Source organism: Streptomyces sp. Z26 (genome assembly GCF_003665095.1).
Classification (GTDB): Bacteria; Actinomycetota; Actinomycetes; order Streptomycetales; family Streptomycetaceae; genus Streptomyces; species Streptomyces phytohabitans.
In genome coordinates, this window is record NZ_RCHV01000002.1 from 1,218,142 (window position 1) to 1,242,330 (window position 24,189).

At 74.2% G+C, this 24,189-nt stretch carries 21 protein-coding genes, 1 pseudogene and 1 riboswitch; of the genes and pseudogenes, 13 read left to right on the forward strand and 9 right to left on the reverse strand.

Annotated features, from left to right (window positions below; all coding sequences use genetic code 11):
* The first annotated feature begins 101 nt into the window (after nucleotides 1–101).
* The 4 genes from D7M15_RS05325 to D7M15_RS05340 all read left to right on the forward strand — a co-directional run bounded on the left by D7M15_RS05325 (nucleotide 102) and on the right by D7M15_RS05340 (nucleotide 5,524).
* Nucleotides 102–932 (forward strand): ATP-binding cassette domain-containing protein, encoded by an 831-nt coding sequence (locus D7M15_RS05325; protein ID WP_121516429.1) that lies wholly within the window; start codon nucleotides 102–104, stop codon nucleotides 930–932.
* A complete protein-coding gene (locus D7M15_RS05330; RefSeq protein WP_121516430.1) occupies nucleotides 929–3,124 on the forward strand; it encodes a YhgE/Pip domain-containing protein in 2,196 nt (731 codons plus the stop codon). The genes D7M15_RS05325 and D7M15_RS05330 overlap by 4 nt, the downstream gene beginning before the upstream one ends.
* Nucleotides 3,125–3,135: 11 nt before the next feature.
* The gene (locus D7M15_RS05335; protein ID WP_121520253.1) at nucleotides 3,136–3,750 is read left to right on the forward strand and encodes a TetR/AcrR family transcriptional regulator; all 615 of its coding nucleotides are present in this window, start codon (nucleotides 3,136–3,138) and stop codon (nucleotides 3,748–3,750) included.
* Nucleotides 3,751–4,024: 274 nt separating this feature from the next.
* On the forward strand, nucleotides 4,025–5,524 hold the full coding sequence (locus D7M15_RS05340; RefSeq protein WP_121516431.1) for an NAD(P)/FAD-dependent oxidoreductase: 1,500 nt from the start codon (nucleotides 4,025–4,027) through the stop codon (nucleotides 5,522–5,524).
* 60 nt (nucleotides 5,525–5,584) lie between these two features.
* Here D7M15_RS05340 and D7M15_RS05345 read toward each other — a convergent pair whose 3' ends face one another.
* The 5 genes from D7M15_RS05345 to D7M15_RS05365 form a co-directional block, all read right to left on the reverse strand.
* Nucleotides 5,585–6,709 (reverse strand): hypothetical protein, encoded by a 1,125-nt coding sequence (locus D7M15_RS05345; protein WP_121516432.1) that lies wholly within the window; start codon nucleotides 6,707–6,709, stop codon nucleotides 5,585–5,587.
* A gap of 39 nt (nucleotides 6,710–6,748) precedes the next feature.
* Nucleotides 6,749–7,687 (reverse strand): methylenetetrahydrofolate reductase [NAD(P)H], encoded by a 939-nt coding sequence (gene metF, locus D7M15_RS05350; protein ID WP_121516433.1) that lies wholly within the window; start codon nucleotides 7,685–7,687, stop codon nucleotides 6,749–6,751.
* Nucleotides 7,688–7,832: 145 nt separating this feature from the next.
* On the reverse strand, nucleotides 7,833–8,525 hold the full coding sequence (thiE, locus tag D7M15_RS05355) for a thiamine phosphate synthase (protein WP_121516434.1): 693 nt from the start codon (nucleotides 8,523–8,525) through the stop codon (nucleotides 7,833–7,835).
* An 84-nt stretch (nucleotides 8,526–8,609) separates the two neighbouring features.
* The gene (locus tag D7M15_RS05360; RefSeq protein ID WP_121516435.1) at nucleotides 8,610–8,975 is read right to left on the reverse strand and encodes an Rv2175c family DNA-binding protein; all 366 of its coding nucleotides are present in this window, start codon (nucleotides 8,973–8,975) and stop codon (nucleotides 8,610–8,612) included.
* Nucleotides 8,976–9,155: 180 nt separating this feature from the next.
* A complete protein-coding gene (locus D7M15_RS05365) occupies nucleotides 9,156–10,337 on the reverse strand; it encodes an FAD-dependent oxidoreductase (RefSeq protein WP_240649581.1) in 1,182 nt (393 codons plus the stop codon).
* 170 nt (nucleotides 10,338–10,507) lie between these two features.
* Nucleotides 10,508–10,620, forward strand: a riboswitch (TPP riboswitch).
* Here D7M15_RS05365 and thiO point away from each other — a divergent pair.
* From thiO to D7M15_RS05395, 6 genes and pseudogenes are all read left to right on the forward strand, one after another.
* A pseudogene (thiO, locus tag D7M15_RS05370) lies at nucleotides 10,618–11,894 on the forward strand (glycine oxidase ThiO). (Overlaps the previous riboswitch by 3 nt.)
* Entirely contained in the window at nucleotides 11,894–12,112 is a 219-nt protein-coding gene (thiS, locus tag D7M15_RS05375) for a sulfur carrier protein ThiS (RefSeq protein WP_121516437.1), read from the forward strand. The pseudogene thiO and the gene thiS overlap by 1 nt, the downstream one beginning before the upstream one ends.
* A gap of 6 nt (nucleotides 12,113–12,118) precedes the next feature.
* Nucleotides 12,119–12,994, forward strand: a complete 876-nt coding sequence (locus D7M15_RS05380; protein WP_165906203.1) for a thiazole synthase — start codon at nucleotides 12,119–12,121, stop codon at nucleotides 12,992–12,994.
* Between the two features lie 147 nt (nucleotides 12,995–13,141).
* Complete coding sequence (locus D7M15_RS05385; RefSeq protein ID WP_121516438.1) at nucleotides 13,142–15,250, forward strand: PASTA domain-containing protein; 2,109 nt, start codon at nucleotides 13,142–13,144, stop codon at nucleotides 15,248–15,250.
* 441 nt (nucleotides 15,251–15,691) lie between these two features.
* Complete coding sequence (locus D7M15_RS05390; RefSeq protein WP_121516439.1) at nucleotides 15,692–16,441, forward strand: transglycosylase SLT domain-containing protein; 750 nt, start codon at nucleotides 15,692–15,694, stop codon at nucleotides 16,439–16,441.
* Between the two features lie 5 nt (nucleotides 16,442–16,446).
* Nucleotides 16,447–17,319, forward strand: coding sequence for a deoxyribonuclease IV (locus D7M15_RS05395; protein ID WP_121516440.1), 873 nt, complete (start codon nucleotides 16,447–16,449; stop codon nucleotides 17,317–17,319).
* Between the two features lie 27 nt (nucleotides 17,320–17,346).
* On the opposite strand, the gene D7M15_RS05400 is transcribed toward D7M15_RS05395, so the two are convergent.
* On the reverse strand, nucleotides 17,347–17,970 hold the full coding sequence (locus D7M15_RS05400; RefSeq protein WP_121516441.1) for a sulfite oxidase-like oxidoreductase: 624 nt from the start codon (nucleotides 17,968–17,970) through the stop codon (nucleotides 17,347–17,349).
* Nucleotides 17,971–18,155: 185 nt separating this feature from the next.
* Between D7M15_RS05400 and bfr the strand changes: the two genes are divergently transcribed.
* The gene (bfr, locus tag D7M15_RS05405) at nucleotides 18,156–18,635 is read left to right on the forward strand and encodes a bacterioferritin (protein WP_121516442.1); all 480 of its coding nucleotides are present in this window, start codon (nucleotides 18,156–18,158) and stop codon (nucleotides 18,633–18,635) included.
* A 73-nt stretch (nucleotides 18,636–18,708) separates the two neighbouring features.
* Here bfr and D7M15_RS05410 read toward each other — a convergent pair whose 3' ends face one another.
* From D7M15_RS05410 to D7M15_RS05420, 3 genes are all read right to left on the reverse strand, one after another.
* Nucleotides 18,709–19,008: a (2Fe-2S)-binding protein gene (locus tag D7M15_RS05410; RefSeq protein WP_121516443.1), complete on the reverse strand. Its 300-nt coding sequence runs from the start codon at nucleotides 19,006–19,008 to the stop codon at nucleotides 18,709–18,711.
* 176 nt (nucleotides 19,009–19,184) lie between these two features.
* Nucleotides 19,185–20,534, reverse strand: a complete 1,350-nt coding sequence (locus D7M15_RS05415) for a 3-deoxy-7-phosphoheptulonate synthase class II (RefSeq protein WP_121516444.1) — start codon at nucleotides 20,532–20,534, stop codon at nucleotides 19,185–19,187.
* 131 nt (nucleotides 20,535–20,665) lie between these two features.
* Entirely contained in the window at nucleotides 20,666–22,492 is a 1,827-nt protein-coding gene (locus D7M15_RS05420; RefSeq protein ID WP_121516445.1) for an AMP-dependent synthetase/ligase, read from the reverse strand.
* A 273-nt stretch (nucleotides 22,493–22,765) separates the two neighbouring features.
* On the opposite strand from D7M15_RS05420, the gene D7M15_RS05425 reads away from it, so the two are divergent.
* Together D7M15_RS05425 and D7M15_RS05430 are read left to right on the forward strand one after the other, a co-directional pair.
* On the forward strand, nucleotides 22,766–23,527 hold the full coding sequence (locus tag D7M15_RS05425) for a metallophosphoesterase (RefSeq protein WP_121516446.1): 762 nt from the start codon (nucleotides 22,766–22,768) through the stop codon (nucleotides 23,525–23,527).
* A gap of 130 nt (nucleotides 23,528–23,657) precedes the next feature.
* The gene (locus tag D7M15_RS05430; RefSeq protein ID WP_121516447.1) at nucleotides 23,658–24,146 is read left to right on the forward strand and encodes an SRPBCC family protein; all 489 of its coding nucleotides are present in this window, start codon (nucleotides 23,658–23,660) and stop codon (nucleotides 24,144–24,146) included.
* Nucleotides 24,147–24,189: the final 43 nt, after the last annotated feature.

Genomic DNA, 24,189 nt, shown 5'->3' on the forward strand with positions numbered 1-24,189 from the left:
GCTGCGCAAACGCCCTTTGCGAGGGCACCGCACGGGCGGCGGATCGGGGGGCCTACACTTTGAACTGACCGGTCAGTTCAAAAACGTGGGAGGACGGGACCGTGCGCGACGAGACCCAGGGCGGTGCCGCGGTGACGGCCGCCGGGCTGGAGCTGGAGGGCCCGCGGGGCGAGGTGTTCCGCGAGGTCGCGGTGGACGCCGGACCCGGCGCGCTGATCGCCCTCGACGGCCCCTCCGGCTCCGGCCGCAGCTGCCTGCTGCTCACCCTCACCGGCCGCATGCGCCCCACCGGCGGCGACGCCGAGGTGGGCGGCCACCCGCTGCCCCGGCGGGCCGCGGCCGTACGGCGCTTCAGCGCGCTCGGCCCGGTGCCGGGCCTCACCGACCCGGACCCGGCCCTGAGCGTGGCCGAGCACCTGCGGGAACGGGCCCTGCTCCAGCGCCGGTTCGGCGGTTCGGCGCGCGCGCTGCTCCGCCCGCGGCGGGAGCGTACGGCCGCCGCCCGGCAGCGGCTCGACGCCGCGCTGGACGCCGCCGGGCTCGACCCGGACGCCCTGCCGAAGGGGGCGCGCACCCGCGTACGCGACCTGGAGCGGCTGGAGGAGTTCCGGCTCGGCGTCGCCCTGGCGCTGACCGGGGCGCCCCGGCTGCTGGCGGTGGACGACGTCGGGTTCAAGCTCCCGGCGGACGAGGCGGCGGCGGCCTGGTCGCTGCTGTACGGGATCGCCGCCGCCGGGACGACCGTGCTGGCCGTGGGCACGCCGCCGCCCCTCGGCGCGGACGCGCCGGTGCCCGTGGGCGGCGTGCACCACGTCCGTACCCGCCCCCCGCGCGCGGCGGAGGAGCGCACGGTCACCGCCCCAACCGCAGCCACCACCGCCACCGCCACCGCAGCCACCACCGCCCGTACCGACGCCGGGACCGCGCGGTGAGGGCGCCCCGGCTGGCCGCCCTGGAACTGCGGCGCTTCGGACGCGGGCGGCTCCCCCGCGCCGCCATGGTCGCGATGCTGCTGCTGCCGCTGCTCTACGGCGGGCTGTACCTGTGGTCGTTCTGGGACCCGTACGACCGCCTCGACCGGATACCCGTCGCCCTCGTCAACGACGACCGCGGCGCGCGTACCGGCGGTGACGAACTGCGCGCGGGCGACGCCCTCGTGGAACGGCTGCGCGACAGCGACACGTTCGACTGGCGGGAGACCGGTGGCGCCGACGCGCGCGCGGGCGTGGAGGACGGGCGCTACCAGCTGTCGCTGACGGTGCCCGCCGACTTCAGCGAGCGGCTGGCGTCCGGCGCGGGCGAGCACCCCGGCGCGGGCACGCTGAAGGTACGGACGAACGACGCCAACAACTACCTCGTCGGGCAGATCTCGCGCACCGTCTTCTCCGAGGTGCGCGCGGCCGCTTCGAGCCGTACGGCGCGGGGCTTCCTGGACCGGATGTTCGTGTCGTTCTCCTCGCTGCACGACCGTACGGAGGAGGCCGCCGACGGTGCCGACGAGCTGGGGGACGGCATCGGCGAGGCCCGGCGCGGAGCGGGTGACCTGGCCGGTGGGCTGGACGAGGCGGAGGACGGCAGCGGGCGGCTGAAGGACGGTACGGAGGAGCTGCACACGGGCTCCGGCAAGCTCCGCAAGGGCAGCCGCCAGGTCGCGGGCGGCACGCAGAAGCTGGCGGACAAGGTGCACGGCGCCACGAAGGACGTACGCCCCTTCCTGCGCGACCACGACGGCGACCTCGCGAGCGCCGCGCGGGCCGTCGCGCGCGGCAGCTCCGCGCTGCGGGAACGGCTGGACGAGCTGCCCGCCGCCGCCCGCAAGGCGCGTACGGACTCGCGCCGGGCGGCGGACGCGCTGTCGGTGATCCACGAGACGCGGTGCGGGAGTTCACCGGAGGTGCCACCGGAGGTACCGCGCCCGACGGGGAGCCCCGCCTCCCCCACCCCGACCGCCTCACCGGCGCCCTCCACCCCACCCGTACCGGCGGAACCGACCGCGCCCCGCGTCGGCGACCGCACCGGCTGCGCGGACCTGAAGAAGGCCGTCGACGCGGCGGAACGGGCCGCGACCGTCGCGAAGAAGGTCGACGACGTGACCAAGGACCGGCGAGAACTGGAGGATCTCGGCCGCGACCTCGACACCCTCCACACGCAGGCGAACGCCCTCGCGGAGGCCGCCCCGCACCTCGGGGACGACCTCGACCAGGCCGTCGCGAAGATCGACAAGCTCAACGCGGGCGCCCACCGGGTGTCGCGCGGCGCGGCCGCCCTCGACACCGGCCTGTCGTCGGCGCGGTCCGGCGCCGCGTCCCTCGACACGGGCCTCGGCAAGTTGTCCACGGGCGCGGACAGCCTCAACGGCGGGATGTTCCGCCTCTCGGACGGCTCCGGCAAGCTCGCGAACGGCCTGCACAAGGGCGCGGAGAAGATCCCGGACCACGACGAGAAGCAGCGCGACGCCCGTACGGGCGTCATGGCCGACCCCGTCGACCTCACGTCGAGCGCCCTGCACTCCGCGCCGAACTACGGCACCGGCTTCGCCCCGTACTTCGTCCCGCTGTCCCTCTGGGTCGGCGCGATGGTCGCGTACATGCTGCTCCAGCCGCTCAACAGGCGGGCGCTGGCGGCGGGCGCGCCCGCCGCGCGGGTGGCCCTCGCGGGCTGGCTGCCGGTGGCCGCGATCGGCGCGGCGCAGGCCCTGGTGCTGCTCGCCGTACTGCGCTGGGGGTTGGGGCTGCGGCTGGCGCACGGCGCGGCGACGGTGGGCTTCCTGCTGCTGGTGACGGTCTGCTTCACGGCGGTGGTGCAGTTCCTCAACGCCCGCTTCGGACCGGCCGGGCGCATCCTGGTGCTGGCGCTGCTGATGCTGCAACTGACGTCCGCGGGCGGCACGTACCCGGTCCAGACGAGCCCCGGCTTCTTCCAGGCGCTGCACCCGTTCCTGCCCATGACGTACGTCGTCGACGGGCTGCGGCACCTCGTCACCGGCGGCCCGGCGGGGCCGGTGTGGCAGGCGTGCGGGGTGCTGGCGGCGTACACGGCGGGCGCGTTGGCGCTCACGACGCTGGCCGCCCGCGGGCGGCAGATGTGGACGGTGGAACGTCTGCACCCGGAGATCAGTCTGTGAGAATCGGCACCATGCAGACGACCAGCGCCCGCCGCAACGCGACCCGGCAGAAGCTCTACGAGGCGGCGGTCACGCTCATCGCCGAACAGGGCTTCTCCTCCACCACCGTGGAGGAGATCGCGGAGCGCGCCGGGGTCGCCAAGGGCACCGTCTACTACAACTTCCGCAGCAAGAACGACCTCTTCGAGGAGCTGCTGCGGCACGGTGTCTCCCTCCTCGCCGCCGATCTGCGGGCGGCGGCGGAGGGTACGGCGGCGGCGGGCGGCAGCCGGATCGACGCGCTGGACGCGATGGTCCGCGCCGGGCTGGTCTACATCGACCGCTATCCGGCCTTCACGCAGCTGTACGTCGCCGAGCTGTGGCGCACCAACCGCGCCTGGCACTCGACGCTGACCGTCGTACGCCGCGAGGTGGTCGCCGTGGTGGAGGAGGTGCTGCGGGCGGGGGTCGCGGAGGGTGAGCTGAGCGGCGAGATCGACGTACCGCTGACGGCGGCGGCGCTGGTGGGCATGGTGCTGGTGGCGGCGCTGGACTGGCAGTCGTTCCAGCCGGAGCGCTCGCTGGACGACGTGCACGGCGCGCTGTCGCTGCTGCTCCAGGGACGCGTCGGCGGACGCGTGCCCTAGGCACACGTCCGCCGACGCCCCCCGTTCCCCTGCCCCCGTACCCCCGGCTCGCGCCCCCTGGGCGGTGCCGGTACGGGTCGCCGCGCCGTTCCGCCGCCCCGTGCCGGCGGTTCGGTGCCGCGCCCCGTTCCACGCCGCACACTCTTCCGTCCGGGTGGGTGGCGGGCCATCCGCGCGGCTACTCATCCGGCGGCGTAGGTACGCGTACTCAGGCCGGTGACCGGCCGGGGTGCGGGCGCGGGGCGGGCGGGCGCGGCCGTTAGAGTCCGGACGCATGGCACGTATTGCGGTGGTCGGCGCCGGGTTGGGCGCCATGGCGGCGGCGGCCCGGCTGGCCGTGGCGGGGCACGAAGTGACCGTGTACGAACGGACGGAGACCCACGGCGGCGGCGTACGGCGCTTCGCCCGCGACGGCTTCGCCTTCGACACCGGGCCGGGGCTGCTGCGGCTCCCGGCGGCGCACCGCGACCTGTTCGTGAAGACCGGCCGCGAACCCCTGGAGCGGTGCGTCGAGTTGACGCGCATCGACCCGGACGTGCGGCACCACTTCGCGGACGGCACGACCATGACGCTGCCCAGCACCTCGCACGGCGGCGTCGCGGCGGCGCTGGACGCGGCGCTCGGCGAGGACGCGGGCGCGCGCTGGAACGCGCTGCTGGGCCGCGCCCGTACGGTCTGGGAGGCCACCCGCCGTCCGCTGCTGGAGGAGCCGCTGTCCCACGGGGCGGACGCGGCCGGGGAGTTGGGGCACGACCCGTACCCGCGTCCGGTGCGGCGCCGCCGCCTCGCGCTCCGCCGCCCGGGGCGCGCCACCCGCACGGGCCGTCCGACGACGCTCCGCGAGGTCGCGGAGGCGGAGCTGCGCGATCCCCGGCTGGTGGCACTGCTGGAGAGCTACGCGCACGCGTACGGCCTCGATCCGGCGCGCGCGCCGGCGGGCGCGGTGGTGCTGCCGTACATGGAGCAGACGTTCGGCTGCTGGTACCCGCGGGGCGGGACACGGGCGCTGGCGGACGCGGTGTACGCGCGCTGCCGGGCGCGCGGGGTGCGGTTCCGCTTCGGCGCCGGGGTGCGGCGCGTACGCGCGGAGGGCGGGCGCGCGACGGGCGTGGAGCTGGCCGACGGGTCCACGGAGGCGGCGGACGTCGTCGTCGCGTGCGGCGGCGTCCCGGGCACGGACACGTGGGACGGGAGCGGGGACGGCGGGGGCGGTTCCGGGGACGGGGCCGCCGCGGGTGAACCGCCCACCGGGAGCGCGCGGTTCACCGTGCTGCTCGCGCTGCGCGGCGCGCGCCCGCGCGACGCGGCGCACCGCGCCGTCGTGCACACGACCGTGCGCGGGGAGGAGGGCGTGGTGACGGTGCTGCGGCCCGACGACCCGGCGCTGCGCCCGGACGACGGGCACGAGGCCGCGGTGCTCACCACCGCCGTACCGGGCGGCCCGGTGGCCGCACCGGAGCGGCTGGCGGACGAGTTGGTCGCCGCCGCCGACGCGGCCGGACTCGGCCTGGGGGCGCGGGTGTTGTGGCGCGAGGTGCGTACGCCGGAGGCGTACGCGGCGGAGACCGGTTCCCCAGGCGGCGTGGTCCCCGCGCCCGTGCTGGCGGGCGCGGACGGCGCCTACCTGCGGGCGCCGAACCGTACGCCGCTCGACGGCCTGTACGTGGCGGGTGGCTGGGCGCATCCGGGCGGCGGGCTCGCCCACGCGACGATGTCGGGCGCCCTGGTGGCGGGCCTGGTGGTGGAGGGCGACGGCTGGCGCGGCTCGCGGTGACGGCCGCGCCGGGAGCGTGGCGCCCGGCGCGGTGAGGGCCCGGGCCGCGGGCCGTCCGCGTCAGTACCCGCGCCGGTCGGGGTCGGGGTAGCCGTTGCCCGAGGTGTCGTAGCCGCTGCCCGACGTGTCGTACCCGTAGCCGTTGCCGTCGTCGTACCCGCCGTCGCCGTAGCCGCTCTGGTACGGGTACGCCGAGGGGTCCGGCTGCTGGCCGACGGGGTCGCGCTGCTGCGGCATCCACACGCCGCCCGGGGGCGTCTGCTGGTAACCGCCGTCGGCGTACCCGGTGGAGCCGCCGTCGGCGTAGTAGCCCTGCTGCGGCTGCTGCTGCGCGTACGGGTCGTCGCCGCCGACGTACTGCGTGCCGTAGCCGTCGGAGCCGTACCCGTCGCCGGAGTACCCGCCCGTGTCCGTGCCGTACCCGTCCTGCGTGCCGTAGCCGCCGCCCGAGGTGTCGTAACCACTGCCCGACGTGTCGTACGAGGCGGAGTTCGCGGCGTACGGGTCGGCGGCGTCGTAGCCGCCGCCGTTGCCGAAGACGTCGCCCCCGCCGTAGCCGTCCCCGTAACCGTCGCCGTACGGCTGCTCGCCGCCGTAGCCGTTCCCGTAGGTCGCGTACGCGTCCTGCTGCCCGTAGCCGTGCGCGTACTCGTCGCCCCCGGCCGCCTGCGGCTGCACCTGCGTCTGGTCGTGCGCCGGGTAGCCGTCCCGGCCGTAGCCGTCGTACCCCGCGTAGCCGTCGGGCGCGCCGCCGATCCGGTCGTCGCCGCGGTCGTAGACGCCGTACTCGCTGGTGTCGTCGGGCATCGGCTGCGGCGCGTACGTCTCCACCTCGGAGACCTCCAGCACCGGTTCGGCGTCGACCGGCGGCAGCGGCTCCATGCCGCCCTCGCCGTCGCCCTCGCGGCGGCGACGGCTGGAGCCCGGCTTGCCGCCGAGCGCCCAGCCGGTGGAGAAGCCGCGACGGTACGAGAGGGTCACGAAGGTCTGGCCGATGGCGAACGCGACGGCGCCCACCGTGATCACGGGGATCGACGACATGGCGACCACGCCGACCACCACGGTGGCGAAGCCCGCGAACGCCACCAACCGCCAGCGCAGCCGCGCCTTGTACTGGAGCAGTACCTCGCCGAGCAGCCACAGCGCGACGACTCCGAACGCTATGTAGAGGACCGTCCAGCCCATGTACGCCCTCTTCCCGCCGCCACCCTGGCCCGGCTCAGCTCACGTCTGCGCGGTCCGGCCCGGGGACCGCCTGTGGAGTCCCAGATTCTCGTAGATCTCAAGCGTCGCCGTGGAGTGGTTCAGCGTGATGAAGTGCAGACCGGGGATGTCCTCGGCCAGCAGTCCCGCGCACAGCTCCGTCGCGTACTCGATTCCGATCGAGCGTACAGCCGCCGGATCGTCCTTCGCCGCGTGGATGCGCTCCACGAGGCCGTCGGGGAAGCGGGCGTTGCTCAGCTCGGCCAGCCGCTCGATCTGGGCCACGCTCGTGACCGGCATGATCTCCGGAATGATCGGGGTCGCGCAGCCGAGCGCGGCAGCACTGTCCCGCAGCCGCAGATAGTCCTCGGCGTGGAAGAACATCTGGGTGATCGCGTAGTCCGCGCCCGCCCGGCACTTGTCGACGAAGTGCCGTACGTCCGTGTCCCGGTCCGTCGAACGCGGGTGCATCTCGGGGAAGGCGGCGACGCCGACGCAGAAGTCCCCTGCCTCCTTGACCAGTTGGACCAGCTCCGAGGCGTACGTCACGCCCTCCGGGTGGCGCACCCACTCCCCCATCGGGTCGCCGGGCGGGTCGCCGCGGATCGCGAGGACGTTGCGGATGCCCGCCGCCGCGTACTGGCCGATGACGTTGCGGAGTTCGGCGCGCGAGTGGTTGACGGCGGTGAGGTGCGCGACGGGCGTCAGCGTCGTCTCGTTGGCGATCCGCTCGGTGTTCCGGACCGTGCCCTCGCGGGAGGACCCGCCCGCGCCGTACGTCACCGACACGAAGGTGGGGGACACGGCCTCGATGCGGCGCAGGGCGTTCCAGAGACTTCGCTCGCCCTTCGCCGTCTTGGGGGCGAAGAACTCGAAGGAGAACGACTGTTCACCGGAGGCGAGCAGCTCTCGTACGGTCGGCGTACGGTCAGTCCTGGTGACAGGGGTGCCAAGGGCCATGCGTGCAGGTTAGCCGCCACCGCAAGTACGCCTCGCCCACGGTGGGGCGCTATGTCCCGGATGCCGGGATGCGGATCGGCGGAACGGGTGGCGGGTCCCTCCGGGGGCTCCCCGGCCTCCACGGCCCCCGCACGGCCCGCACGGGTCACCGCCCGGGTGACGGTCGGCGCTCCCGGAGCCGTCGCGCCAGCTCCGCGGTGGCGGCACCGGGGTCGGACGCCTCGGTGATCGCGCGGACGACCACCACCCGGCGGGCGCCCGCGTCGAGGACCTCGTCCAGGTTGGCGTGGTCGATGCCGCCGATGGCGAACCAGGGGCGGTCGGTGGCCAGCGACGCCGCGTACCGCACCAGGGGCAGGCCCGGCGCGTGCCGTCCCGGCTTGGTGGGCGTGGGCCAGCAGGGGCCGACGCAGAAGTAGTCGACGCCGGGGGCGGCGGCCGCGTCGTCGACCTCCGCCTCCGCGTGGGTGGAACGGCCGACCAGCACCGGGTCGGCGGCGTCGTCACCGGCGGCGCTCCCCCGGAGGATCTCGCGCGCCACCGGCACGGGCAGGTCGCCCTGGCCGAGGTGGAGCACGTCGGAGCGGGCGGCGTACGCGAGGTCCGCGCGGTCGTTCACGGCGAGCAGCGCGCCGTGCCGACGGCAACTGTCGTGGAGCACCGCCAGGTGCTCCAACTCCTCGGCCGCCTCCATGCCCTTGTCCCGGAGCTGGAGCACGTCCACCCCGGAGGCGAGCACCTCGTCGGCGAACGCGCGCAGGTCGCCACGCTCCTTGCGGGCGTCCGTGCACAGGTACAGCCGGGCGTCGGCGAGCCGCTCACGGGCGGTGCGGGACATACGGGCGGCTCCCGGAAGGGGTGTACGGACCGCGCGCGGCGGCCCGTACACCCGTGGTCGAGTGGTGGGTGTCCGGCTGCGGGGTCAGACGGCGAGTGCCTGGGCCCGCCGCTTCACCTCGGTCCCGCGATTCTCCCGCAGGGCCTGCGCCGGGGTGCCGGGCAGGGTGTCATCCGGGGTGAACAGCCATTCCAGCATCTCCTCGTCGGTGAAGCCGTCGTCCTTGAGCAGGGTGATGGTGCCCGGCAGGCCCTTCACGATCCGGCCGTCGCCGATGAAGTCCGCCGGCACCTGGAGCACGCGGTTCTCCCCCCGGCGCACCGCGATCAGCTGGCCCTCCTTGACCAGCTGGCGGACGCGGGTCACGACGACGTCGAGCCGCTCGGCGATGTCGGGCAGCGTGAGCCAGTCGGGGACGAGAGCATCGGTCTTTGCGTCAATCTCGGTCACGTATCCAGAGTGCCATCCCGCACTGACAGTCACTACCGCGGTGGCGAACGGACCTCGGCGGAAGTGCGGTCCCTCCCCGCGCACGGCACACTCCGTCCCCACGCGGACACCCGCGCACCACCCCGTACCGGGACGGCGGTGAGGGCGGTGACGGCGGTGGAGAGGGCGGCGGGGTACGGGTCAGAGCGCCGTGCTCTTGAGCGGCGTCTCCGGGTCCGCCAGCAGCGCCGGGTCCACCGGGGTGTCCTTGCCGATCAGCCTGCGCGCCTGCGCCAGGTCGCGCGGGCGGCCGACGGCCAGCAGCGCGGTGAGCCTGCCGTCCCGCAGCCAGCACACGGACCAGGCGGCCTCGCCGAGGTCGCCGCGGCGCACCAGGGTGTCGCCCTCCGAGTGCTGCCCGATGTACTGCACGAAGCGCCCGAACTGCTCCGACCAGAAGTACGGCACCGGGTCGTACAGTTGGCCCTCCACCGCGTCACCGGCCGCGTCCGCCGCCACGTTCGCGGCGACGACGGCCGGTCCCTGCATCGCGTTGTCCCAGTGGTGCACCAGCAGCCGTCGGCCGTAGCGGGCGGACGGGAACGAGGCGCAGTCGCCCACCGCGTACACACCGGGCACCGTCGTACGCAGCCCCGCGTCGGCCCGTACGGAACCGTCCGCGCACAGTTCCACGCCCGAGCCGCGCAGCCAGCCCGTCGCGGGCCGGGCGCCGATGCCGACGACCACCGCGTCCGCGGCCAGCCGGGTGCCGTCCGCGAGGACCACGCCGCCGGGCTCGACGGAGGCCACCGCGACGCCCGTACGCAGCCCGGCGCCGCTCTGCTCGTACCAGGCGCGCATCGACTCCGTCAGCTCGGCGGGCAGCGCGCCGGGCAGCGGCCGGTCCGCGGCCTCCACCACGGTCACCTCGCAGCCCGCCTCGCGCGCGGCGGTCGCGAACTCCGCGCCGATCCAGCCCGCGCCGACCACGACGAACGCGCCGCGCTTCTCCAGCACCGGCCGCAGCCGCACCGCGTCGTCCAGGGTGCGCAGCACGTACACGTCGGGGAGCGTCGCGGTGCCGGGCAGCGTGACCGGGTCGGCGCCGGTGGCGAGCACCAGCCGGTCGTACGCCAGCGGGCCCGCGTCGGTGTCGACCTCGCGCGCGTCGGGTCGGAGGCCGGTGACGCCGCGGCCGAGGGCGAGTTCGACGTCGAGGGCGCCGAAGTCGATGTCGAACGCCGAGCCCTCGGTCCTGCCCAGCAGCACCGCCTTGGACAGCGGCGGCCTGTCGTACGGCTGGTGGGGCTCCGCGCCGACCAGCGTGACGGGACCGGTCCAGCCGCGCTCGCGGAGCTGGACGGCGGTCTGCACCCCGGCCATGCCCGCTCCGGCGATCACGACCCGCTGCGTGCTCTGACTGTCGTTCACGCGGACACCCTATCCGTGCCCCCGCCCCCTGCGGCGGCCGGGAGCGGCCCTCCCACGGGGCCGACGCGGGCGGTGGGCGGGCCCCGACGGGTACGCGGGGAGGGGCAGTACGCTGGCCGGAGCACGCACACCGCGGGAGCCCGGACGGACCGGGCTGAGAGGGAGGCTGACCGGCCTCCGACCGTACGCACCTGATCCGGGTCATGCCGGCGAAGGGAGGAGCCGCGCCATCATGGGCACGGAAAGCGGGAGGAACACCACGGGCGCCGGGCCCCGTACAGGCGCCGCGTGCGTCCGCGCGCGCCCCGCCGACGTCCTCGTCCTCGGCGGCGGCCTCATCGGCCTCGTCACCGCGTGGCGGGCGGCGCAGCGCGGGCTGCGCACGGAGGTGGTCGACCCCGCGCCGGGCGGCGGCGCCGCGCGGGTCGCGGCCGGGATGCTGGCGGCGGTCACCGAGCTGCACCACGGCGAGGAGGCGCTGCTGCGCCTCAATCTCCGTTCCGCCGCCCGCTTTCCGGCGTTCGTCGAGGAGCTGGCGGAGGCGGGCGGGCGCGACGTGGGCCACCGTACGAGCGGCACGCTCGCCGTCGCGCTGGACGCCGACGACCGCGCGCAGTTGCGGGAACTGCACGCGCTCCAGCTGCGCCACGGGCTGGAGTCGGAGTGGCTGACCGGCCGCGAGTGCCGCCGGCTGGAGCCGATGCTCGCCCCGTCCGTACGGGGCGGGCTGCGCGTGGACGGCGACCACCAGGTCGATCCGCGGCGCCTCGCGGCCGCCCTCGTCGCCGCCTGCGGGCGCGCGGGCGTCGTTTTCGTACGGTCGTCGGCGGCGCGGCTGTCCGTCGTACGGGACCGCGCGGTGGGCGCCGTGCTGGACGACGGGACGGAGCGGCGGGCGGACCGCACGGTGCTGGCGACCGGCTCGTACAGTGGCGCGCTGGCGGGGGTGCCGGACGCGCTGCGGCCGCCCGTACGGCCGGTGAAGGGGCAGGTGGTGCGGCTGCGGGTGCCGCCCGCCCACGGCCCGTTCCTGTCGCGCACGGTGCGCGCGGTCGTCCGCGGCGGGGCCGTGTACCTGGTGCCGCGCGCCGACGGCGAGCTGGTCGTCGGCGCCACCAGCGAGGAGCTGGGCTGGGACACGACGGTCACGGCGGGCGGCGTGTACGAACTGCTGCGCGACGCCCACGAGTTGGTGCCGGGCGTCACGGAACTCCCGCTGGCCGAGACCGGCGCCGGACTGCGCCCGGCCACCCCGACAACGCGCCGCTGCTGGGCCCGTCCGGCCTCCCCGGGCTCCATCTGGCCACCGGGCACCACCGCAACGGGGTGCTGCTCACCCCGGTGACCGGGGACGCGATGGGCGAGCTGCTGGCGACGGGTGAACTGCCCGCGTACGCGCGGCCGTTCAGCGCGGACAGGTTCGGCGCGGGCGGGCCCGACGCGGGTGGATCGGCAGGCGGTGCCCCGGGGGACGACTCCCGGCGGACGACACGGCAGGAGGCCCTCTGATGACGACCGGCACGCACACCCGCGTCACCGTCAACGGCGCACCCCGCGAGGTGCCCGCCGACCTCACCCTCGACCGGCTGGTGGCCACCTTCTCCACCGCCCCGACCGGTGTGGCGGCGGCGCTCAACGAGGCCGTCGTTCCGCGCCGCCGGTGGCCCGACACCCCGCTCGCGGACGGCGACCGGATCGAGATCCTCACGGCAGTCCAGGGAGGCTGAGCCACCATGACGCACGCCCGCACCACCGCCCCGTACGACACCCGTACCGGGACGGCGACGGCCGTACGCACGGGTACGGAGGAGGACCCGCTGGCGCTCGGCGGCACCACGTTCACCTCCCGGCTGATCATGGGTACGGGCGGCGCCCCCAGCCTCGACGTGCTCGAACGGGCCCTGCTCGCCTCCGGTACGCAGCTGACGACCGTCGCCATGCGCCGCCTCGACCCGACCGTGCGCGGCTCCGTCCTCTCCGTACTGGAACGGCACGGCATCCGCGTCCTGCCGAACACCGCGGGCTGCCACACCGCCGGGGAGGCCGTCCTCACCGCGCGGCTGGCGCGCGAGGCGCTGGGCACGGACTGGGTGAAGCTGGAGGTCGTCGCCGACGAGCGCACCCTGCTCCCGGACCCCGTCGAACTGCTGGACGCCGCCGAGGCGTTGGTCGACGACGGCTTCACCGTCCTGCCGTACACCAACGACGACCCCGTGCTGGCCCGCAAACTGGAGGACGTGGGCTGCGCGGCGATCATGCCGCTCGGCTCCCCCATCGGCTCCGGCCTCGGCATCCGCAACCCCCACAACTTCCAGCTGATCACCGAACGCGCCGGGGTGCCCGTCGTCCTCGACGCGGGCGCGGGCACCGCGTCCGACGCCGCGTTCGCCATGGAGTTGGGCTGCGCGGCGGTCATGCTGGCCTCCGCCGTCACCCGCGCCCGGGAGCCGGAGCTGATGGCCGGGGCCATGCGGCACGCGGTGGCGGCGGGCCGTCTCGCGTACCGCGCGGGCCGCATCCCGCGCCGCCACTTCGCGGAAGCGTCCTCGCCCACGGCGGGTACGGCGGCGCTCGACCCCGAACGCCCGGCGTTCGGCGGTACGTTCTGACCGGACCCGGGTGACGGGCCGGAAGCGCCACCCGTACCGCCGAACGTCCCGTCGTCGCACGCGACTTGTCACACTTACGTCCCGGTGGGCGCCGCCCGGCGTACGGGGCGGGGGGGCTTGTCGGCGGCCCCTCGTAGACTCGGTGCCGTGGACAGGACCCTTCACGACCCGTTGGTGGGGCAGGTGCTCGACGGGCGCTACCGCGTCGAGGCGCGCATCGCCGTCGGCGGCATGGCCACGGTGTACCGCGCCGTGGACACCCGCCTCGACCGCGTGCTGGCACTGAAGGTGATGCACCCTTCGCTCGCCGTGGACGAGCTGTTCGTCGACCGCTTCATCCGCGAGGCGAAGTCCGCGGCCCGGCTCGCCCACCCCAACGTGGTCGCCGTCTTCGACCAGGGCACCGACGGCGGCTACGTCTACCTGGCGATGGAGTACGTCGCCGGACGCACCCTCCGCGACCTGCTGCGGGAGCGCGGGGCGCTGCGGCCGCGCGCCGCGTTCGACGTGCTGGAGCCGATGCTGTCGGCGCTCGGCGCCGCGCACCACGCGGGGCTCGTCCACCGGGACATGAAGCCGGAGAACGTGTTGATCGGCGACGACGGCTCCGTCAAGGTCGCGGACTTCGGGCTGGTGCGCACGGTCGACGGGCAGACCTCGTCCAGCACCGGGCAGCTCATGGGCACGATCTCGTACCTGGCGCCGGAGCAGATCGAGGACGGCGTCTCCGATCCCCGCTCCGACCTGTACGCGTGCGGTGTCCTCCTCTACGAGATGCTGACCGGCGCCAAGCCGCACTCCCCCGGCACCCCGGCCGCCGTCCTCTACCAACACCTGCACGAGGGCATCCCCGCCCCGTCCGGCCTCGTCCCCGGCCTGGCCCCGCAGCTCGACGAGCTGGTCGCGCGCACGACGGCGCGGGCCCCCGCGGACCGCCCGGACGACGCGCTGGCGCTGCTGGCGGAGGTCCGTACGGCGCGGGCGGCGCTCACCGGCGAGCAGTTGGAGGCGCTGCCGCCGGGCGCGCGTACGGACGCGGAGCACGGCGACCGCACCCTCTCCCTCGGCTGCGGGAACGGCGGCGGCGACGGCCGCTCGGCCGGTGACGCCGAGGCCACGAGCGTGCTCCCGTACGACACGGCGGTCACGGAGCCGGTCCCGTACGGGCCGGGCACCCGGCGCGAAGGCGGCGCGGGCACGGACCACACCACGGCCGAGCTGGGCGTGGTGGCGCCGGACGGCGCGGGACCGGGCGCCGCGGGACCGGGCGCCGTCGGGCTGGGCGCCGTGGGGCTGGCGGACTTCGCGGGCGACGACACGGCGGAGCACGGCGCGGACGCCGCCGGGACGGCGCCGCCGGGCGGGCACGCGGGCGGGCCGGGGCGGGGGCCGTGGCGGCCGTCGCTGCTGGTGCTGACGGGCGTGCTGCTCGTGCTGCTGCTCGGCGGCGGCGCCTGGTACCTGACCAGCGGGCAGTCCGTGAAGACCCCCGCCGTGCTGGACATGACCGAGGCCGAGGCGCGCGAGACGCTGGAGGAGGCGGGCCTCGACGTGGACGTCGAACGGGACCACAGCCTGCGCGTGCAGCGTGGCCGGGTCATCGAGACGTCGCCCGCCCCCGGCGAGACGTCCGACGGCGACGTCACCATCGTCGTCTCGCGCGGCCCGGAGATCGTCAAGGTGCCGGACCTGGCGGGCATGCCCCTGGACGAGGCGCGGGCGAAGCTCAAGGGCGTCGGCCTGGACCCCGGCATCGTCACGCGGGAGTTCGACGCGGAGACGGCGCGGGGCTCCGTCCTGCGCACCAAGCCCGACGCCGGTACGGAGAAGCGGCCGGGCTCGGCGGTCGCCCTGACCGTCTCCAAGGGCGAGGTGATCCCGGCCCCGGACCTCGTCGGCGACGACGAGGACGACGCGCGGGACGCGCTGGAGGAGCTGGGCCTGAAGGTGCGCGTCGCCCAGCAGCGGGTGTTCTCCGACGAGGACGAGGGGAAGGTCGCCGAGCAGTCCCCGAGCGAGGACGCGCCGCTGGCCGAGGGCGACACCGTCACCCTCACCCTCTCCAAGGGGCAGGACATGGTGTCCGTCCCGGACGTCGGCGGCCAGGACGCCGACGAGGCGCGGGAGGCGCTGGAGGACGCGGGCTTCTCGGTGAAGGTGCGGAAGCTGTTCTTCGCGGACCGCGTCTTCAACCAGTCGCCCGAGGGCGGCGACGAGGCGCCGCGCGGCTCCGAGGTCACCATCTGGGTCCGCTGAGGCCCTCCGCTCCTCCCGACCACGGCACCTCCCGACCACCGCGCCTCCCCACCCCGCGCCCGCCCGCTGACACGGCCGCCACGGCCGGGATTCCGCGCGCCCTCGTACGGGCTTCCCCCGCGCCCTCGCACGGCTCACCTCATGCGCTTCTGCGAACACCCCTCGTGTCGCCGGAGGGGGTCCGCTGTGAGCCCGCACATAGGACCCAGATCACTTACGACCGGGATTAGCAGGAAATACCGGACAGTTCACCGCGCCCGCGCCAGGGCGATACACCCGCTCTGTGCCGTTCTCACGAATCCGGGTAGTACGTCACACTTTTGATCTGCGAATTCTCAGGCCCTAACAATTGCCGGCGTCGCACGGTGCCGCGAACAGCTCGCGGTCCCGTTGCCCCGTCCCCCGCGTCAGCGACGCACGCGATCGAAAGGCCGCTCGTTCATGCTCAGCACCCAGCACCTCGCCCGCATGTCCCGCACCGCCCGTTACTCGACCGCCGGTGCCGTCGCCGGTGTCGCCGCGCTCTCGCTCGCCGTCGTCCCCGGTTCCGCCGACGCGGGCCACGGCGGCCAGAACGCCGCCACGAAGGCCGACGCGATGCCCGTCGCGTTCACCGGGAAGATCGGGCACGAACGGTCCCGGGAGAGCGGGATCGCGCAGAAGGTCGACGCCGTCGAGCGGGCCGAGACCGCGGCCGCCGAGAAGAAGGCCGCCGCGGCGGAGCGGCGGGCCGAGGCGCGCGCCGAGGCCGCCGACAAGGCCGCGGACGCGCGGAAGGACCGCGCGTCGGACCGGTCCGCGAGCCGCTCGGCCGACCGCGGGAAGGTGAAGAAGGCCGCCGGGCCCGGCAAGTCCGCGAAGACCACCTACCCGGACAACCTCGACGGCTGGATACGCGAGGCCCGCGCCATCCTGAAGCGCGAGGGCATCCCCGGCTCGTACGCGGGCATCCACCGCAACATCATCCGCGAGTCCGGCGGCGACCCGAACGCCGTCAACGACTGGGACATCAACGCCCGCAACGGCGTCCCCTCCAAGGGCCTGCTCCAGGTGATCAAGCCCACGTTCGACGCGTACCACGTCGCGGGCACGCCGCACGACCTCACCGACCCCGTCGCGAACATCGTCGCCGCGTGCAACTACGCGGCGGACCGCTACGGTTCGATGGACAACGTCGACTCGGCATACTGAGCCGTGTGACGACTTCGCGAGAACGCAATCCTGTCGGCGGACATGTCCCGGTGGCCCGGGGCCTGGCCGCCGACGGCCTTTCCTACGCGCGGGAGATCGGGGCGGAGGCCGTGCAGGTGTTCGTCGCGAATCCGCGCGGCTGGGCGACGAATCCGGGCCGCGCGGCGCAGGACGAGGAATTCCGCGCGGGCTGCGCGGCCGACGGTATTCCGGCGTACGTGCACGCGCCGTATCTGATCAATTTCGGTTCGCACACCGGGGCGACCGTACGCAATTCCGTTTCCTCGCTGCGCCATTCGCTCCGCCGCGGCCGGGAGATCGGTGCCGCGGGCGTGGTCGTGCACACCGGTTCCGCGACCGGCGGCCGGTCCCGCGACGTCGCGCTGGCGCAGGTGCGCGAGGAGATGCTCCCGCTCCTGGACGAGCTGACGCACGACGACGACCCCTGGCTGCTGCTGGAGCCCACGGCCGGACAGGGTGCGTCGATCTGCTCCCGAGTCCCGGACCTGGGGCCCTACTTCGAGGCGTTGGACCGGCATCCGCGGCTCGGCGTCTGCCTGGACACCTGCCATCTGCACGCGGCGGGCCACGACCTGGCGGCGCCCGGCGGCATGAAGGAGACGCTGGACACCCTGGAGGCGGTCGTCGGTCCCGGGCGGCTGAAGCTGATCCACGCGAACGACTCGAAGGACGTCGCGGGCGCGCACAAGGACCGGCACGCGAACATCGGCGCGGGGCACGTCGGCGCCGAGCCGTTCGGCGAGTTGCTGTGCCATCCGGCGACCGCCGGGGTGCCGCTGGTGATCGAGACGCCGGGCGGTACGGCGGGCCACGCGGCGGACGTCGCGCGGCTGAAGGAGCTGCGCCCGTACGCGTAGCCGCGTGCGGGTGGTCGGGCGCGGATGCTACCACTCGGGCCCGTCGCCGGGCTCCTCCTGGTACGAGTAGCGCTGCTCGCGCCAGGGGTCGCCGAGGTTGTGGTAGCCGCGCTCCTCCCAGAAGCCGCGCCGGTCCGCCGACATGTACTCGACGCCGCGCACCCACTTCGGCCCCTTCCAGGCGTACAGGTGCGGCACCACGAGCCGTACGGGGAAGCCGTGCTCGGCGGTCAGCGGTTCACCGTCGCGGTGGGTCGCGAAGAGCACGTCCGGCGCGGTGAAGTCGGACAGCCGGAGATTCGCGCTGAACCCGTACTCGGCCCAGACCATCACGTGCGTGGCGGTGGGCCCCGGCGGCGCCAGCTCCAGAATCGTACGGGTGCCCACTCCGCCCCATTCGGCGCCCAGCATGCTGAACTTGGTGACGCAGTGCAGATCCGCGACGGCCGTCTCGTACGGCAGCGCGGAGAACTCCTCGTGGGACCAACGGTGCTTGTCCGCGTCCGCGGTCACGCCGAACACCCTGAATTCCCAGCGCTCCGGCCGGAATTTCGGTACGGGGCCGTAGTGGGTGACCGGCCAGCCGCGTTGGAGGCGTTGTCCCGGCGGAAGCTGCGCATGCTCCGATTCGCGGCTTTCCGACTGACCCATACCCCCATGGTGACAGACCGCCCCACGCCGCCCCGCGCACCCCCCGCCGGGAACCTACGGAATCCTTAAATGCGGGCAATTCGCGTAAGTTTGATAAGCCTGCACTTACTGGACCGACTCGCCGCCTCGGTGCGAGGATGCGCGCGCAACTCCTGTCGATTCACGTGTGGAAGGAGCCCGCTGACATGCAGGGCGACCCCGAGGTCATCGAATTCCTCAACGAGCAGCTGACCGCCGAGCTGACGGCGATCAACCAGTACTTCCTGCACGCCAAGATGCAGGAGAACTTCGGCTGGCCCAAGCTCGCCAAGTACACGCGTTCCGAGTCCATCGACGAGATGCGCCACGCGGAGACCCTGACGGACCGCATCCTCTTCCTCGAGGGACTGCCCAACTACCAGCGGCTGTTCCACGTCCGCGTCGGGCAGACGGTCACCGAGATGTTCCAGGCGGACCGCCAGATCGAGGTCGAGGCGATCGACCGGCTGCGCCGCGGCGCCGAGATCATGCGCACCAAGGGCGACATCACCTCGGCCAACATCTTCGAGGACATCCTCAAGGACGAGGAGCACCACATCGACTACCTGGACACGCAGTTGGAGCTGATCGAGAAGCTGGGCGAGCCCCTCTACATCGCGCAGCTGATCGAGCAGCCGGAGGGCTGACCCGACCCGCGCGGCCGACGCGGCCGTACGGGCGCGGTGCACGGGCGGCGCGCGCCCGTACGCCGGAGGGCGCTCAGGCGGCGACGGCGGGCCGTACGGTCGCGGGCGCCGCGGCCGGGGCCGGACCCACCGAGGTGGGCACGGGCGCGGGTGCGGTCTGGGGCTCGGCGGTCCGGCCGCCGAGGGCCTGGTCGAGTCCCGTGCGGCGCGGGCAGCCGCCCCGCCCGAGGATGCCCTGGATGCGGCGGACGCACGAGCCGCAGTCGGTGCCGGCCTTGCTGGCCGAGGCGACCTGGCGCGGGGTGCAGGCGCCCGCCTCCGCGTGCGCGCGGATCTGCTCCTCGGTGACGCCGAAGCACGAGCAGACGAACACGCGGCCACCTCCGGCACGGCGCGGCTCCCCGGGAGCCCTGGACAGTGAGGTCAGCCTAACCTTACCCGTCCGGTGCCGTCCACCAAACGCCCGTGGGGCCCGGGTCACACCACAGGTGACCCGGGCCCCACGTGCCCGTACGACGTCGCGCGAGGCGGGAGCGGCCCCCGCCGCGCTCACTGGCCCCGGTACATCTCCGCGACGAGGAACGCCAGGTCCAGCGACTGGCTGCGGTTGAGCCGCGGGTCGCACGCCGTCTCGTAGCGCTGGTGCAGGTCGTCGACGAAGATCTCGTCGCCGCCGCCCACGCACTCCGTCACGTCGTCGCCGGTCAGCTCCACGTGGATGCCACCCGGGTGCGTGCCCAGGCCCTTGTGCACCTCGAAGAAGCCCTTGACCTCGTCGAGCACGTCGTCGAAGCGCCGCGTCTTGTGCCCGCTGGCGGCCTCGAAGGTGTTGCCGTGCATGGGGTCGCAGACCCACACCACCTGCGCGCCGGACGCGGTGACCTTCTCCACCAGCGTCGGCAGCCGGTCGCGGATCTTGTCCGCGCCCATCCTGGTGATGAACGTGAGCCGCCCCGGCACCCGGTCCGGGTCCAGCCGCTCGATGAGCGTCAGCGCGTCCTCGGGCGTCGTCGTCGGGCCGAGCTTCACACCGATCGGGTTCCGTACCCGGGCGGCGAACTCGACGTGCGCGCCGTCCAGTTGCCGCGTCCGCTCACCGATCCACAGCATGTGCCCGGACACGTCGTACAGCTCACCGCTGCGGGAGTCCGTACGGGTCAGGGCGGTCTCGTAGTCGAGCAGCAGCGCCTCGTGCGAGGCGTAGAACTCGACGGTCTTCAGCTCCTCCGGGTCCGTCCCGCAGGCGTGCATGAACTTCATCGCCTGGTCGATCTCGCGCGCCAGCGCCTCGTAGCGCTGGCCGGAGGGCGAGCTGCGCACAAAGTCCTGGTTCCAGGCGTGCACCTGGCGCAGGTCGGCGTAGCCGCCGGTGGAGAAGGCGCGCACCAGGTTCAGCGTGGAGGCGGACGCGTGGTACATCCGCTTCAGCCGCTCCGGGTCCGGCCTGCGGGCCTCCGCGGTGAACTCGAAGCCGTTCACCGAGTCGCCGCGGTACGTCGGCAGGGTCACGCCGTCCCGCGTCTCGGTCGGCTTGGAACGGGGCTTGCTGTACTGCCCGGCGATCCGGCCGACCTTCACCACGGGCACCGAGCCCGCGTACGTGAGGACCGCGCCCATCTGGAGCAGGGTCTTCAGCTTGTTGCGGATGTGGTCCGCCGAGACCGCGTCGAACGCCTCCGCGCAGTCCCCGCCCTGGAGCAGGAACGCCTCGCCGCGGGCGACGGCGCCCAGCCGCTCGGTCAGCAGGTCGCACTCGCCCGCGAAGACGAGCGGCGGATACGACTCCAGCTCGGCGACGGTCGCGCGCAGGGCGGCGGCGTCGGGCCAGTCGGGCTGCTGCGCCGCGGGCAGGTCTCGCCAGGTGTGGACACCGGCGTCGGGATTGGCGTTCACGGTCACCGCACCAGGTTACGTGCTCCCGGGCCCCGCGATGACCCCCGACCGCTGATTGAGACGTACGCGGCACCGCGTACGCCCCCCGCGCCCCGGGTCACCGCGCGTAGCGTCCACGCGCGGTGACGGGGCGGTGTTCAGCGGGTGCCGTACAGCGACTCGATCTCTTCCGCGAAGTCCTTCACGACGACGTTCCGCTTCAGCTTCAGCGACGGCGTGAGATGCCCGGTCTCCTCGGTGAACTGGGCGGCCAGCACGCGGAACTCCCGTACGGACTCCGCCTTGGACACCGCCGCGTTCCCGTGGTCGACCGCCCGCTGCAACTCCGCGCGCAGCTCCGGGTCGGCCAGCAGCTGCGGGTGCGTGAGGCCGTCCTTGCCGTGTTCGCCCGCCCAGCGCGGCAGGAACTCCTCGTCGACCGTGAGCAGCGCCCCGACGAACGGCCTGCCGTCGCCGACGACGATGCACTCCGCGACGAGGGCGTGCGCGCGGATGCGGTCCTCGATGACGGCCGGGGCGACGTTCTTGCCGCCCGCCGTCACCAGGATCTCCTTCTTGCGGCCGGTGATCGTCAGATAGCCGTCCGCGTCCAGGGAGCCGAGGTCGCCGGTGTGGAACCAGCCGTCCGCGAGGGCGTCGTCGGTGGCCCGCTCGTTGTTCCAGTAGCCCGCGAAGAGGTGCTCGCCGTGCAGCATCACCTCGCCGTCGTCCGCGATGCGCAGCACGGAGCCCGGCAGCGGCTGCCCGACGGTGCCGATCTTCTGCCGGTCGAACGGGTTGAACGCGGTGGCCGCGCACGACTCGGTGAGCCCGTACCCCTCCAGGACGGTGAAGCCGATGCCGCGGTAGAAGTGGCCCAGCCGCTCCCCCAGCGGGGCGCCGCCGGAGATGGCGTGCGCGGCGCGGCCGCCGAGGACGGCGCGCAGCTTCCCGTAGACGAGGCGGTCGAAGACCCGGTGCCGGAGGCGGAGCGCGAGGCCGGGGCCCTGCGGGGTGTCGAGGGCGCGGCTGTACGCGATGGCGGTGTCCGCCGCCTTGTCGAAGACGCCGCCCTTGCCGCCCGCCTGGGCCTGCGCCCGCGCGGAGTTGTAGACCTTCTCGAAGACGCGGGGGACGCCGAGGACCATCGTCGGGCGGAACGAGGAGAGTTCGTCCGTGAGCGTCTTGATGTCGGAGACGTGGCCGAGCCTGATCGGCGCCATCACCGCGGCGACCTGGACGAGTCGGCCGAAGACGTGCGCGATCGGCAGGAAGAGGAGGACGGACGACTCCCCGGTGCGGAACAGCGGGCCGAGGCGTTCCACGACGTTCCCGCACTCCGCGAAGAAGCTGCGGTGGGTGAGGACGCAGCCCTTGGGGCGGCCGGTGGTGCCGGAGGTGTAGACGATGGTGGCGGGCGAGTCGGCGCGGGGCGCGGAGCTGCGCTCCTCGACCGTCTCCGCGGTGATCTCCGCGCCCGCGGCGGTCAGTTCGGCCACGGCGCCCGCGCCGTCGGGGGCCGGGTCCCCGGGGGACGGCTCGATGCGCCACACGTGGGCGAGCGCGGGCAGCCCCTCCCGTACGCCGTCCACCGCCTTGCCGTGCGCCTCCGTCTCGACGACGGCGGCGACGGCGCCCGAGTCCCCGAGGATCCAGGCGATCTGCTCCGGCGAGCTGGTCTCGTACACGGGCACCGTGACGGCGCCCGCGCTCCAGATGGCGAAGTCGAGGAGCGTCCACTCGTAGCGGGTACGGGACATCAGCGCGACCCGGTCCCCCACCGCCACCCCCGACGCGATCAGGCCGCGCGCCACCGCGTGCACCTCGGCCAGGAAACCGGCCGCGGTCACGTCCTCCCAGGCGCCGTCGCGCTTGCGGGCGATGACGGGGACGTCGGCGTGCTGTACGGCGTTGCGGCGGATGAGGTCGGTGAGGTTTCCGTCCACGGGCACCTCGTAGAGGGCCGGTAGGCTGAACTCGCGCAACTGCTGCTCCTCGTCGGCACCGGGCGGGGACCTCGCGGGGCGGCCTCCGTGGATTCGGGCCCGGGGTCGGCGGGACCCCGGCGGAATGACGGCCCGGACGTTACCCACTGGTAAAGCCGGCGGGATAGAGGCGGCGGCGAGATTGTTCGCTCCGTCACACGTGCCCGGACGCGCCTGCTGAGAGGTTAGTGCACGCGTCGATCGGCCGGTAATCGCCGCAGGTGGACATCGTGTGAGCGGACGGCGCCACCCGGCGATGTCTAAGGTGAGCCCATGCGGGTGCATGTGGTGAGCGACGTACACGGCAACAGCGATGACCTCGCCAGGGCGGGTGACGGCGCGGACGCCCTGGTGTGCCTCGGCGACCTGCTGCTGTTCCTCGACTACGCCGACCACTCGCGCGGCATCTTCCCCGACCTGTTCGGCGTGGAGAACGCGGACCGCATCGTCGCGCTGCGCACCGCCCGCCGCTTCACCGAGGCCCGCGAGCTGTCCCGTCGGCTGTGGGCGGGGCTGGACCGGGACGCGACCATGGAGGCGGCCGTCCGCAGGCAGTACGCGGAGCTGTTCGCCGCCTTCCCCGTCCCGACGTACGCGACGTACGGGAACGTGGACATGCCGCCGCTCTGGCGGGAGTACGCGCGGGAGGGCACGACCGTGCTGGACGGCGAGGCCGTCGACATAGGCGGGCTCCGCTTCGGCTTCGTCGGCGGCGGGCTGCCCAGCCCGATGCGCACCCCGTACGAGGTGGACGAGGAGACGTACGCCGCGAAGATCGCCGCCCTCGGCGAGGTCGACGTGCTGTGCTCGCACATCCCGCCGGAGGTCCCGGAGCTGTGCTACGACACCGTCGCCCGCCGCTTCGAACGCGGCAGCACGGCGCTGCTGGAGGCGGTCCGGGCCGTACGGCCGCGCTACCACTTCTTCGGCCACGTCCACCAGCCGCTGTCCCGGCGCATGCGCATCGGCCGCACGGAGTGCGTGAACGTGGGGCACTTCAACGCCACGGGCACGCCCTGGGTGTTGGAGTGGTGACCCCGCCCGGGGAGCACGGCGGACCGGCCCGGGGCGGCCCCGTACGGCGGGTGACGGGCCCGCCGGGGCCGCGCGGTAGCCTTCCAGCGCAGACGCAGCAGCGGCACGGGCAAGCGGAGGAGCCACAGCGATGGCGGAACACACCAGCTCCAGTATCACCATCGACGCGGCACCCGCCGAAGTGATGGGCGTGATCTCGGACTTCGGCCGCTACCCCGAGTGGACCGGCGAGGTCAAGGAGGCCGAGGTGCTGTCGACCGGCGCCGACGGCCGCGCCGAGGAGGTCCGGCTGCTGCTGGACGCCGGGGCCATCAAGGACGAGCACACGCTCGCGTACGAGTGGACCGGGGCGCACGAGGTCAGCTGGTCGCTGGTCACCTCGCAGATGCTGCGCGCCCTCGACGGCTCGTACGCGCTGGCGCCGCTGGACGGCGGGGCGCGCACGGAGGTCACGTACCGGCTGACCGTGGACGTCAAGATCCCCATGCTGGGGATGATCAAGCGCAAGGCGGAGAAGGTCATCATCGACCGCGCGCTGGACGGGCTGAAGAAGCGCGTCGAGTCGGGCGACGCCGCCGGGGGCGGCGCGGCGGACGCGCCGAAAGACGGCCGTTCCTGAGACGGCCGCCCCCGGGACGCCGGACGGCGCGGAGCAGGCGGCG